This window comes from Bacillus sp. GM2, from assembly GCF_056155945.1.
The window spans coordinates 768,298-781,200 of record NZ_JBRKSZ010000007.1 but is presented as its reverse complement, the minus strand read 5'-3'; the positions used below and the strand labels follow the sequence as shown (position 1 = coordinate 781,200).

Below are 12,903 nucleotides of genomic sequence, written 5' to 3'. Positions count from 1 at the left end.
TCTATCAAACAGGGCTTTCAGTATACTCGGATCCGTCAAACGAGATACGTATGTATGTCTATTTCGAAATTATAGACAACGGAAGCCGTTATGTCAAACTTCTGCCGCTCACGCTTTTCTTGCCGCTAAAAAATGGACGAACATCACTTTGATAACGGCCATGACAGGCACAGCCAGAATCATGCCGATGATGCCGGCAAGCTCCCCGCCCGCCAGCAATCCAAGCATAATGACGACGGGATGCATATGCAGGCTTTTGCCGACGACAAGAGGGCCGAGAATATTGCCTTCGATAAACTGCAGCACCAAAATCGTAATGATCACCACAAAAACGAGCCTCGTCGATAAAGCGGCGGCTACCATGACGGCGGGAATCGCGCCGATGACGGGACCGAAATACGGGATGACATTTGTCGCGCCGATGACAAGGCCGAGGATCAGCGGATAGGGCAGGTCAAAAAACCAAAATGACAGGCTCGCTCCCAAGCCGATGACAAGACAGACAAAAAGCTGTCCTCTGATGTAGTCTCCAAGAGAATCATCGACATCGCGGATGAATTCGCTGCCTCTCGACCTCCATGAAGAAGGCGTCAAATACCATACCGCCTTCTTCATCGTATCAATATCTTTCACCATGTAGAATACTAAAAAAGGAATAATCGCCGCCACGAGCATATAATCAAAAACGAACCGGATGCTTCTGATCGTCCGTTCCACCCAGCTTGCTACGAATTCTTCCGTCTGATTGACGAACCTGTCGATCCTGTCGTGCATACCGTCGGGCCAGCCGTCTGTATGATGATGCAGCTGATCCAGCATGCTTTCGTAAGATGCGGCAAGAAACGGAATTCCCTCTGATAGCTCTGTCAGCTGTTTAATGAGAATCGGCACCCCTTTGTAAAAAGCGTAGCCGAGACCGGCAAAAAACAAAAAATAAATCAGCAAAATACTCAATGTTCTCGGCACGCCGGCCTGGTGTATCTTTTCAACGACAGGCAAAAGCAGATAGGTGATAAAAACCGCAATTACAAGCGGGATCAGAATCGACTTCAGCAGCACGCAGACAGGCTCCCAAATCATTCTCAGCTGCAAAAAGATATAGACGGTTAATAGCAAAAGCATGAAGATCGAAACCCACATTAAAAGCTGCAGCGGTTTTTTCAGCATTTTTTTCACCCCTTGTTAGCTTTTGATTTCTGCTTGTAATTATTCCCGAAGAAAAAAGGGACACCCTTTTAAGGGTATCCCTTCTGCTTAAAACATTTTCATGACGCGTCTTCTCAGCTTTCTCATGTTTCGCTTGTTCATCATATCGTTCTGAGACGCCATGTAGTACATCAAAGCCCCGGCTCCTAAAGAAATAAGAGAAGTCATTGTACGATTCAACTTTCTAACCTCCATTCAAAGGTTAATCGTTCGTTCGTCATCTGAAAACAGATCGTCCAGGCTGCTCAATGTTCCGTCCTCTTCGACTTGATGAGTCGAAATTTTTCCTTTTGAAAGGGTCAGCTCAATAAAGCATCCCCAGCAGTAATATTGATTTACACCGATTTTGCCGATGTTTTTGCTTTTGCAATTCGGGCAAACGAGCATTTGAACACACACCTCTTATTCGTTCAAGACGATTGTGCTTCTGCCTACTTCAAGCGGTTCCCCAGATGAGTGAATCTGCTTTTTGTCGCCTGACAAATCGGCAAAAAAACCGTCTGATAGTTCATATGCTACGATTATGCCCGTGTCGGAAGAAAAGTATACATCTTCCAGCATGCCCAGCGTGTCTCCTGCTCCGTTTTTGACCATTTTTTGTTTCATCTGGTCATAAGAAAGACTCTGCTTCGGAACTTGCATCGGCTTGAATTCGGTGAAATCAACGTATACGCCGTCACATCCGATTTCGGTGACAGCGGGAAGCGGAAGAAGCGAACGGGGATTGTAAAAGCGCCGCTTCTCTTCCATAATCAATCCGAGACATGTCCCTTCATGGGAAAAACAGATATCTGTTACCACCCCAAGCGGGAGGGAAGATTGTCTGTCGTAAACATTGAGTCCTTCCAGCTCATTGCATGTTCTCAAAGTGTGATCAACCACCTTTTTACGAACACTCTTATGATCTGCTGTTGCGACACGACTCATACGATGAAATGGATTCCATGAAAAACACTTATTCTGCTTCCTTTTCCATAAAATCAAAAGGTGTAATGCCTTCCATCCCGATATTGGCGTCATATACGCTGAAAGGCAGCTCTTTTTGCAGCGCCATGAGCTCTTCATCCTCTTCATGCGCCGCCTGCTGAAGCCTTCTTTTAAGCGATGTCTGCCTTTCCGATGATTCTTTATTTTTCACGCCCCATTCAAGGGCTTCTTCTTCCCCGCACAGAATCAGGAATTTCTTGCTTCTTGTGATGGCCGTGTAAAGCAAGTTCCTTCTCAGCATCCGGTAATAGCTTTTGACGACCGGAAGGATGACGATCGGAAATTCGCTGCCCTGCGATTTGTGGATCGAACAGCAATAGGCGTGCGTAAATTGGTTAAAATCTTTTTTTGTAAAGGTAATTTCATTCCCGTCAAAAGAGACGACGGCCATATCTTCTTTTTCCGTATTTTCTTTTGCATAAAAAATCGAGACGATCTCACCCATGTCACCGTTAAACACGTTGTGCTCCGGCTGGTTGACGAGCTGGAGCACTTTATCGCCGGTACGGTACACGACATCGCCGTACTTCATTTCCCTGCCTTTCGGCTTCGGGGGATTCAGGATGCCCTGCAAAAGCGCGTTTAACTCGTTGATGCCGGCCGCTCCCCTGTACATCGGAGCCAAAATCTGAATATCCCTGGCCGAATATCCTTTTTGCAGCGCGTTTTTGACGACTTTTTCGACGACTTCTTTGATCTGCTGCTGGCGGCAGCGAATGAAAGAACGGTCTTTTGTCGGCGCGGTCAAGTTTTCCGGAAGCTTTCCTTGTTTCATTTCATGCGCCAGTTCAACGATTGAAGAGCCTTCAGCCTGCCTGTAAATATCGGTTAGTCTGACAGAAGGAATGACATTCGATGCCAAAAGATCCCTTAGCACCTGTCCGGGACCGACGGACGGAAGCTGGTCTTCGTCTCCGACCATAATCACCTGTATCCGGTCTGGGATCGCCTTGAATAATTGGTTGGCGAGCCATATATCAAGCATGCTCGTTTCATCAATGATGAGCAGCCGCCCTTCAATCGGATTGTCTTCATCGTGCGTAAATCCTTCGGCTCCATTCCAGCCGAGAAGCCTGTGAATCGTTACGGCCGGCAGCCCGGTCGACTCGCTCATCCGCTTAGCGGCCCGGCCGGTCGGTGCTGCCAGCACAAACGGAAACGTTTCATCCTTTTTGTAATCAGCCGGATTTAAGCTTAAGCCGTGCAGCTCGCTGTACAACTCGACGATTCCCCTGATGACGGTCGTTTTCCCGGTTCCCGGTCCGCCTGTCAAAAGCAGCATCGGCGACATCAGCGCTTTTTGAATCGCTTCTTTTTGACTTGGCGCGTACTGCACTTTCATCCGTTCTTCAAGCTCCCCTAAAGCGAGCAGGAATTCCGATTCGGGAAACTGGTCATCGTATTCGGTCTGTCCGGCGATTTTCTGCACCCTTTTGGCAAAGCTTTGTTCGGCGTAGTAAAGGGACGGATAGTAACACCTTTCATCTTCAATGAACAGCTCTTTTTGCTCCCCTAGAGAAATGATCGCGTCCGCCACATCCATCTCGGTTACTTTTTCATCACCTGCAGACTGGTTTAACAGTTTTTGCGTCTCGATGATAAGCTGTCTCGTGTCTATGTACGTATGCCCTTCTTGAAGGCATGTCGCTTCAACCGTGTATAAAATCGCCGCCTTGATCCGCTCTTCATGTTTACCTGAGATCCCCATTCTGCCGCCCAGTTCGTCTGCCTTGATAAAGCCGATTCCTTCGACATCCTTGACAAGCTGGTACGGATTTTCGCGGATTTTATCAAGCGTTTCCGCTTCGTACGCCTGATAAATTTTCATGGACAGCTGGGGGCCGAAACCGAATTCGCTCAGGGAGATCATAATCTGCTCGAGCCCCTGATGCTGCTGCAGGGCAGCGGCAAGCTTATCCGCCTTTTTTTTGGAGAGCTTCGGAACATCATACAGGACGGCCCCGTCGCTTAAAATTTTGTTGATCGCACCTTCCCCAAGCTTATTAACAATTTCCTCGGCCGTTTTCTTGCCGATTCCTTCAAATAAATCGCTGGCCAAGTATTGGATCACGCCTTCTTTCGTTGTCGGTACTTCTTTTTTAAAATGATCCGCTTGAAATTGCAGGCCAAATTTCGGATGGGAGGCGGTTTTTCCGTAAAAAGTGTAGATATCATCTTCATGGATCAAAGGAAAGTAACCGGTGACAGAAACGGTTTTGTCTTCAAAAGACTCCGATGTTTCTTCCACTTTTACTTTTAATACGGTATACAGGTTTGTTTCATTATGATAAATGACAGCCGCAACCGTTCCTTTTACAAATGAAGCTTCTTCCATTTCAATTTGGTCCGGGTTATGGCGCTGCATCACTGTTCTCCCCCTCTCCATTCAAAATCCGTCATAACGGCCCTTGATCAATCAAGCTTCTTCCAAAAGCTGCTTGGCGCGAATGCTGAGCATATGGTCCGGCTGAATGTCCAGCGCTTTGTTCAGCATGGCAAGCGCTGTTTCCCGATCTTCCTTAAACGCATAGGCAACGCCTAAATTATAAAAAGCATCTGCATGGGACGGGTCGCGCTCAGTTACATTTGAAAACTCCGTGATCGCTTCGTCCAGCATCCCTTCATTGGCAAGGCACATCGCGTATTGAAAACGGGCTTCGACATCCGCATCGTTCAGCTCAGCGGCCCTTTGCAAATACGGCATCGCGAGCTTCGGCTGCTCAAGCTTCATAAGCGTCGTCCCGAGCATATAATATAAGTCGCTGTTTTCCATGCCCGTCCGATGCGCCTTTTCAAACATGTCCTTCGCTTCTTGATACCGTTCTTTCATGACATAGACATTCCCGGCTCCATAATAAGCTGCTCCCGCTTTCTCGTCCAAAGCAGCCGCCCGGTCGTAAAACTTAAGCGCCCTGTCCAGTTCGCCGACTGCGGAAAGCAGATTGGCAAAGTTGATATAAGGCACCGGATCGCCGCTGTTTTCATCAATTGCCTTTGTAAAGGCTTCTGCGGCTTTTTCAAAGTCGCCTTTTTGCATAGCATCTATTCCAATTTGATTGTTATCCAAAAGCCCTCTCCCTTTCACGAACTATTTTAAAAAGGCCGCCGACATTGCCGGCAGCCGTTCGAGAAGCTCCGGGGTGTTATCCAGAGCCCCGGTTTTATACATACCAAAGTTGTTGTCCGTCTTTAAACACATCATCAATCGTTCCGCCGCCGAGGCATTCTTCGCCTCTGTAAAAGACAACCGCTTGTCCCGGCGTAACGGCGCGGACCGGCTCTTTAAAGACGACCTCTGCTTCATCTGTCCCGGTCATTCTGACAGTGACTTCGTGATCGGCTTGGCGATAGCGGAATTTGGCCGTGCAGGCAAGCTCGTCTTCGCCGCCGAAGATGCCGTCATGTACAAAGCTTACGTTTGTCGCCGTGATCTTATCGGAGAAAAGAAGCGGATTGTCGAATCCTTGGTCAACATACAAAATGTTTTTTTCGAGTTCTTTTCCGACGACAAACCAAGGGTCTCCGCTTCCGCCGATGCCGAGGCCGTGCCTTTGTCCGATCGTATAGTACATTAAACCGTCGTGGCGGCCTTTGAGTTCGCCTTCCATCGTCCGCATATCTCCCGGCTGTGCTGGAAGGTACTGGCTGAGAAACGTTTTGAAGTTCCGTTCTCCGATAAAGCAGATGCCTGTGCTGTCTTTTTTGGCAGCTGTCGCAAGCCCCGCTTCTTTTGCGATTTCCCTGACGCGGCTTTTTTGAAGCTCGCCGATCGGAAACAGTACTTTGCTTAACTGCTCTTCTGTCAGCTGGTTAAGAAAATAGGTCTGATCTTTATTTTCGTCCAGCCCTCTGAGCATTTTAATACGCCCGTCCGTACGGTCGACCCGCGCATAGTGGCCGGTGGCCAAATAATCGGCCCCAAGCGACAAAGCATGCTCCAAAAAGGCTTTGAATTTAATCTCTTTATTGCACATCACATCTGGGTTCGGCGTTCTGCCCGCTTTATATTCATCAAGGAAATATTGAAAAACCTTTTCCCAATACTGCTTTTCAAAATTCACCGCATAATACGGGATCCCGATTTGATTACATACCTTTATAACATCTTCGTAATCTTCCGTGGCCGTGCAAAAACCGTTCTCATCTGTGTCATCCCAGTTTTTCATGAAAATTCCGATGACATCATAGCCCTGCTCTTTCAAAAGCAAAGCCGCGACAGAGGAATCAACGCCTCCGGACATTCCGACGACCACCCGTGTATCTTCAGGCCGCTTCGCCATTTTCATCAACTCCAATAAATCAATTCAAAAACTTGTCCTTTCAGATCATATCATCATTTTCGGGCAAGATGCGAATCTTTAGCTCGGAGCATCGTTTCCCGACATTTATGAAAGGCGCTTAACAATTGTCGCAAGTTCTTTCGCGGCCCGCTCCACCTGCTCCTCTGTATTGCCAAAGCCGAAGCTGATCCGTATGGATGACGTCAGCCGATCATCTTCCTCGCCAAACATGGCGGAGAGAACATGAGACGGAAGCACAGATCCGGCCGTGCACGCCGATCCGCTCGATACTGCAATTCCCGCCATATCGAGATTGACGAGCAGCGATTCAACAGATACTCCCGGAAAATACAGATTTAAAATATGCGGCAGGCTGTGCTCTCTGCTGCCGTTCACATCGAAGGAGACGCCATCTGCTTCCAGCGTACGAATGACGATGTCTTTAAACCGGCGGTAAAGCGCCGATTTTTCTTCTCTTTCCTGACCTGACAGCAAAACGGCTTCACCGAGCCCCGCGATTCCCGGGACATTTTCCGTTCCCGCCCGGCGTTTGCGTTCCTGCTCTCCTCCGAAAAGCAGCTGGCTGAGCTTCACGTTTTCGTTGACGTATAAAAAGCCTGTCCCCTTCGGCCCGTTCAGTTTATGTCCGGAGACTGACATCATATCGATGCGGCTTTTTTGCACATCAATCGGCAAAAAGCCGAAGGCTTGAACCGCATCTGTATGAAACAGCGCCCGATGGTCTTTTAGCAGATCGCCGATCTCATCTATCGGCTGAATCGTTCCCACTTCATTATTTCCATACATTACCGTCACCAGGATGGTATCGTCCCGCAGCGCGTCTTTCACCTGCTCGGCGGAGATTCTTCCGCTTTCGTCGACATCAAGATATGTGACGTCAAATCCCATTTCTTCAAGCCTGTTGCACGTATGCAGAACGGCGTGGTGCTCGATCTTTGTCGTGATGATGTGGCGGCCCTGCTGCTCTCTTGCCAGCGCGGTTCCGAGAATCGCCATATTGTCGGCTTCGGTTCCCCCGCTCGTAAAAACGATTTCATTGGGATGCGCTCCGATTTCCCGAGCGATCAGCTCCCTCGTGCCGTCAAGCCATTTTCGGCTCTCCCTCCCAAAGGAATGAATGCTTGAAGGGTTTCCGAAGTTTTCTGTTAAGTAAGGCAGCATTTTTTCCACTACCCGGGGGTCAGTCGGAGAAGTCGCTGCATGGTCTAAGTAAATCCGTTCCATCCTACCATTACACCTCGATCTTAAATGTAAAACATATACGCTTCTTGCTCGCCCTCTGTATAGCTGGCCAAGTCTTCAAGCGTCGTGGAGTCCAGCACTTCCTTGACAGCGTCGCGAATCTTGATCCACAGCTCGCGCTTTGCCGGCTCCTCATTTTCAAGCACTTCCACCGGGCTGATCGGTCCTTCCAGAACGCGAATGATATCGCCCGCCGTAATCGCCTCAGGCTCGTCACCCAAAATATAGCCGCCGTACGCGCCGCGGATGCTTTTCACAAGCCCTGCGTTCCGTAAAGGTGAAACAAGCTGTTCCAAATAATGTTCCGATAAATCGTTTGTCTGAGCAATACTTTTCAAAGAAGTCGGGCCTTCCCCATGCTTTTTAGCAAGCTCAATCATAATCGTCAGCCCGTATCTGCCTTTAGTTGATATTTTCAAAATAAACACCTCTAACCTATAATAAATCAAGCCTTCAGGACGAAGGTTCTCGGCGTTCCTCGCAGAAGGTGAAAGCGCGCAGCCGAGTCCCGTTCGGACGCAAAGGCGCCCGGCACATCCTATCAAGGCATTAGCCGTTCTCCAAGATGAAACACCGGTGCAAGCCGGCTGTCGGTTTCAAACATCTGTTATATATTAAAAACTCGGTTGGGGCAAGGTTCCGGCCTTGCCCTTCTGATAGATTACAGGTTATTATAGCACACTTTATATAAACTTTCATTTTCGGCCCTATATTCAGCTTGCCATATTCATTTCTTTTCTAATCGTCTTTTTTCCGTTACTCTATAAAAAGAATACATTCGGGAGAGATCAATCATGAAACCACTCGCATTTCGAATGCGCCCTACAAAAATCGAAGAGGTTCTCGGCCAGGATCATCTGGTCGGAGAAGGAAAGATCATTCATCGGATGGTGCAGGCCAAACACCTCTCATCTATGATTCTGTACGGCCCCCCGGGCATCGGCAAAACGTCGATCGCCACGGCGATTGCCCGCAGCACAAGCATCGCTTTCCGAAAGCTGAACGCTGTCATCAATAATAAAAAGGACATGGAAGCCGTTGCCGCCGAAGCCAAAATGTCGGGGCAGGTCATCTTAATCCTTGATGAGGTGCACCGGCTTGACAAAGGCAAGCAGGACTTTCTCCTTCCGTATTTGGAAAACGGCATGATTATCATGATCGGGGCGACGACAGCCAACCCGTACCATGCGATCAATCCGGCGATCAGAAGCAGAACGCAGATTTTCGAGCTGCAGCCATTAGACTCTGAACAAATCAAAGCGGCCATTAAACGGGCGCTTGAGGATGAACACAGAGGCCTCGGTTCGTATGATGTTGCCCTCGATGATGAAGCGCTTGACCATATGGCCCGCGGCTGCGGCGGCGATGTCCGCTCCGCTTTGAATGCACTCGAGCTTGCCGTATTGTCCACAAAGGAAAACAGCGAAGGAACCATCCGCATTACATTGGAAATCGCAGAAGAATGCCTGCAGAAAAAAAGCTTTGTCCACGACAAAGATGGAGACGCGCATTATGATGTCATTTCCGCTTTCCAAAAATCGATCAGAGGCTCTGATGTCAATGCTGCACTTCATTATCTGGCAAGGCTCATTGAAGCGGGGGATTTGGAAAGCCTTGCACGGAGGCTGCTTGTTATCGCCTATGAAGATGTCGGCCTGGCGAGTCCGCAGGCTGGAGGAAGAACGCTTCAAGCTATTCAAACGGCGGAACGAATCGGATTTCCGGAGGCAAGGATTCCGCTCGCCAACGCCGTGATCGAGCTTTGCCTGTCTCCTAAATCAAACTCGGCGATCCTTGCGGTTGACGAAGCGCTGTCAGACGTCCGCTCCGGAAAGATCGGCGATGTGCCGAACCATTTAAAAGACGCCCATTATAAAGGAGCCGCAGAGCTTGGCAGAGGCATCGAATACAAATATCCGCACAATTACGAGAACGGCTGGGTCAAACAGCAGTACCTGCCTGATCCGCTGAAAAACAAAGTTTACTATCAGCCGAAGCAGACAGGAAAATTTGAGCTCGCGCTGAAACAAGTATATGACAAGCTAATGAAACAAAAATAACAAACAGCCTGTTCCCTTTTCATATGGGGGACAGGCTGTTTTTCCTTACGCTAAGCTTTAAAGAATGACAAAATCCCAAAACGGCTTTTAGTTTTGGGATTTTGTCAACAATCTTAAACGACAGCACCTTTGCCGTTTGTATTACTTATCTTTCACCCTTTTGATCGGAATATCTTTCAAAAGCTCCATGATCACATGGCCGCCCATGATCAAGCCTGCGACTGACGGAACAAAAGCGTTTGAAGACGGCGGCATCTGGGCTTTGCGGATTTTCGCCTCGTCATTTCCAACGACTTGGCGTACGTCTTCGCGGATCACGATCGGGCTTTCGTCAGAAAAGACGACTTTAACGCCTTTCGTAATGCCTTCCTTGCGAAGCCTCGTCCGGATGACTTTTGCAATCGGATCGGTGTGGGTTTTAGAAATATCGGCCACTTGGAACCTTGTCGGATCTGTTTTATTGGCCGCTCCCATGCTTGAAATGATGTTGATGTCCCGCTTCAGGCACTCTTTCATTAAGTGAATTTTATAATGAATCGTGTCTGACGCGTCGATCACATAATCCGGTTCATAAGCAAAAAACTGTTCATACGTCTCTTCGGTATAGAACATTTTTAAAGCGATGACATCGCACTCCGGGTTAATATCGGCGATTCTCGCTTTCATTAAGTCAACTTTCGGCTGTCCGACCGTTGAAAGTAAAGCCGGCAGCTGACGGTTGACATTGGTGATGTCAACATCATCTTTATCGACCATCACGATTCTGCCGACACCAGAACGGGCGAGCGCTTCCGCGGCGAAAGAGCCGACCCCGCCGACGCCTAAAACGGCGACCGTGCTGTTTTTTAAAATATTTAAACCTTCTTTTCCAATCGCTAATTCATTGCGCGAAAACTGATGTAACAAGAATCTCACTCCATCTTTATTAACAGTTACCGATAGTATCTTATCATAATCGGGTGATTAAACAAGCGGTCTATTTCATTTTCCCGTCATATTTTTTCGCTTCGCCTCATAGATTATCCTATGTATGGCCGAAAAAGGCCTTTTCAAGCACAAAAAAAGTCCCGATTGTGCCGTTGTCGTATTCCTTCGTTTTGATCCCGCTCTCGGCAGGTGGGTGTTCTGTTGCAAACTTTGCAAGTCCTCTTGAGCACACGAGTGAGAAGAGGCATTTGCTCCATTTGGAAACGTCGAACTCCCAAGTAAAAAAATGTTCGGTCAAAACTAGGTGTACAACAAACACATCAGGACTTTATTTGTTAAAAATGATATCATACGTCCCTTTGATTTTCAATGGGATGTACAGCCGTATATTTTACAATTTACTGTCGAACTTTGCGGTTGATTGACAGGTGCAGCTCATCGAGCTGGGCGCTGTCCACTTCGCTAGGTGCTTCCATCAACAGACAGCTTGCGCTTGCCGTTTTCGGGAATGCGATCGTATCTCTCAGGTTGGTGCGGCCGCTGAGCAGCATCACAAGCCGGTCAAGGCCGAGCGCGATTCCGCCGTGCGGGGGAGCCCCGTATTCAAATGCTTCAAGCAGGAAGCCGAACTGTTCTTTCGTCTCTTCCTCAGATAAGCCCAAAAGCGCAAACATTTTCTCCTGAACATCTTTTTCAAAAATACGGATCGATCCGCCGCCCAGCTCATAGCCGTTTAAGACAAGATCATAGGCTTGCGCTTTCATGTCTTCCGGATTCGTGTCGACCAGATCAAGGTCTTCCCGGACAGGCATCGTGAACGGGTGGTGCGCCGCATAGAAACGTCCTTCTTCTGAATCATACTCAAGAAGCGGCCAATCAACGACCCATAAAAAGTTGAACAAGCTTTCATCGATCAGATTCAATTCTTTTCCGAGCTTTAAGCGCAGCGCGCCGAGCGCGTCATTGGCGACTTCCAGCCGGTCTGCGACAAAGAGGATGAGGTCCCCTTCCTTGGCGTCAAGCGCTTCAATGAGCGCCTGCTGTTTTTCGCCCTGGAAGAACTTCGCAATCGGACCTTTCAGTCCGTCCGCTTCAGCTTTCAGCCATGCCAGCCCTTTCGCCCCGTAGTTTGCGGCGAATTCGCCGAGTGCGTCAATGTCTTTCCGCGAATATTTAGATGCAGCGCCTTTAACGTTTATCGCTTTAACCGCGCCTCCGTTTGCCACAGCTGACGCAAACACTTTAAAATCGGAATCCTTTACGCTTTCTGATACATCGGTCAACAGCATGTCAAAGCGGGTATCCGGTTTGTCGGATCCGTAAAGGTTCATCGCATCCTGATATGACATTCTCGGCAGCGGCAGAGAAATGTCCACACCGTGCGTTTCGAGCATGACTTTCGCCATCATTTCTTCAGCGAGCTTCATGATGTCTTCCTGGCTCATAAATGACATTTCGATATCGATCTGCGTAAATTCCGGCTGGCGGTCGGCGCGTAAATCTTCGTCCCTGAAGCAGCGGGCGATTTGATAATAGCGGTCAAAGCCGGATACCATCAACAGCTGCTTGAAAAGCTGCGGAGACTGCGGCAGCGCGTAAAATTCGCCTTCATGGACGCGGCTCGGTACGAGATAGTCGCGCGCTCCTTCAGGCGTTTTTTTTGTCAACACTGGTGTTTCAATATCGATAAAGCCGTTGTCGTCAAGGAAGCTGCGGACAGCTTTTGTAACATTATGCCGCATTTTTAAGGTGTTGAACATCTCCGGACGGCGCAAGTCGAGATAGCGGTGCTTCAACCTGATGTCTTCAGACACTTCTGAAGCCTGGTCGCTGATCGCAAAAGGCGGCGTTTTGGCCGCACTCAGCACATTGACCGATTCCGCCTGGATTTCGATTCTTCCGGTTTTCAAGTTCGGATTGACTGTTGCTTCTTCACGGGCAACGACTTTTCCTGTAATGTCAAGCACATATTCGCTGCGGATGCTTTCAGCTGTTTCAAGGGCGTCTTTGGAAACGTCGGGGTTAAATACAACCTGCACAATGCCGGTGCGGTCTCTCAAGTCAATAAAAATCAAGCCTCCGAGATCGCGTCTTTTTTGAACCCATCCTTTTAAAACGATGGATTCTCCGATCGCCTTCTCCGTTATTTCGCCACAATAATATGTTCGTCCAAACAAAGC

General features: G+C 48.6%; 12 protein-coding genes and 1 other RNA gene. 1 reads left to right on the top strand and 12 read right to left on the bottom strand.

Annotated features, from left to right (window positions below; translation table 11 throughout):
* Positions 1-108: 108 nt before the first annotated feature.
* From ACVC9U_RS04940 to cymR, 9 genes are all read right to left on the bottom strand, one after another.
* Positions 109-1,167, bottom strand: coding sequence for an AI-2E family transporter (locus tag ACVC9U_RS04940; protein WP_016885530.1), 1,059 nt, complete (start codon positions 1,165-1,167; stop codon positions 109-111).
* An 87-nt stretch (positions 1,168-1,254) separates the two neighbouring features.
* Complete coding sequence (locus ACVC9U_RS04935) at positions 1,255-1,386, bottom strand: YrzQ family protein (RefSeq protein WP_003183926.1); 132 nt, start codon at positions 1,384-1,386, stop codon at positions 1,255-1,257.
* A gap of 15 nt (positions 1,387-1,401) precedes the next feature.
* On the bottom strand, positions 1,402-1,593 hold the full coding sequence (locus ACVC9U_RS04930; RefSeq protein WP_016885531.1) for a hypothetical protein: 192 nt from the start codon (positions 1,591-1,593) through the stop codon (positions 1,402-1,404).
* A gap of 15 nt (positions 1,594-1,608) precedes the next feature.
* Positions 1,609-2,073 (bottom strand): PRC-barrel domain-containing protein, encoded by a 465-nt coding sequence (locus tag ACVC9U_RS04925; protein ID WP_075752056.1) that lies wholly within the window; start codon positions 2,071-2,073, stop codon positions 1,609-1,611.
* A gap of 88 nt (positions 2,074-2,161) precedes the next feature.
* Positions 2,162-4,558, bottom strand: a complete 2,397-nt coding sequence (recD2, locus tag ACVC9U_RS04920; protein WP_075752055.1) for an SF1B family DNA helicase RecD2 — start codon at positions 4,556-4,558, stop codon at positions 2,162-2,164.
* A 51-nt stretch (positions 4,559-4,609) separates the two neighbouring features.
* Complete coding sequence (locus ACVC9U_RS04915; RefSeq protein WP_016885534.1) at positions 4,610-5,260, bottom strand: tetratricopeptide repeat protein; 651 nt, start codon at positions 5,258-5,260, stop codon at positions 4,610-4,612.
* Between the two features lie 94 nt (positions 5,261-5,354).
* Positions 5,355-6,473: a tRNA 2-thiouridine(34) synthase MnmA gene (mnmA, locus tag ACVC9U_RS04910; RefSeq protein ID WP_075752054.1), complete on the bottom strand. Its 1,119-nt coding sequence runs from the start codon at positions 6,471-6,473 to the stop codon at positions 5,355-5,357.
* A gap of 105 nt (positions 6,474-6,578) precedes the next feature.
* On the bottom strand, positions 6,579-7,718 hold the full coding sequence (locus ACVC9U_RS04905) for a cysteine desulfurase family protein (protein WP_016885536.1): 1,140 nt from the start codon (positions 7,716-7,718) through the stop codon (positions 6,579-6,581).
* Positions 7,719-7,738: 20 nt separating this feature from the next.
* Complete coding sequence (cymR, locus tag ACVC9U_RS04900) at positions 7,739-8,155, bottom strand: cysteine metabolism transcriptional regulator CymR (RefSeq protein ID WP_023855382.1); 417 nt, start codon at positions 8,153-8,155, stop codon at positions 7,739-7,741.
* 375 nt (positions 8,156-8,530) lie between these two features.
* Here cymR and ACVC9U_RS04895 point away from each other — a divergent pair, with 375 nt between their 5' ends.
* The gene (locus tag ACVC9U_RS04895; RefSeq protein ID WP_048350766.1) at positions 8,531-9,796 is read left to right on the top strand and encodes a replication-associated recombination protein A; all 1,266 of its coding nucleotides are present in this window, start codon (positions 8,531-8,533) and stop codon (positions 9,794-9,796) included.
* Positions 9,797-9,937: 141 nt separating this feature from the next.
* On the opposite strand, the gene ACVC9U_RS04890 is transcribed toward ACVC9U_RS04895, so the two are convergent.
* The 3 genes from ACVC9U_RS04890 to aspS form a co-directional block, all read right to left on the bottom strand.
* Positions 9,938-10,702: a tRNA threonylcarbamoyladenosine dehydratase gene (locus tag ACVC9U_RS04890; RefSeq protein ID WP_020452405.1), complete on the bottom strand. Its 765-nt coding sequence runs from the start codon at positions 10,700-10,702 to the stop codon at positions 9,938-9,940.
* Positions 10,703-10,856: 154 nt separating this feature from the next.
* Positions 10,857-11,053, bottom strand: a non-coding RNA gene (gene ssrS / locus ACVC9U_RS04885) — 6S RNA.
* A gap of 68 nt (positions 11,054-11,121) precedes the next feature.
* Entirely contained in the window at positions 11,122-12,900 is a 1,779-nt protein-coding gene (gene aspS / locus ACVC9U_RS04880; RefSeq protein ID WP_057957844.1) for an aspartate--tRNA ligase, read from the bottom strand.
* Positions 12,901-12,903: the final 3 nt, after the last annotated feature.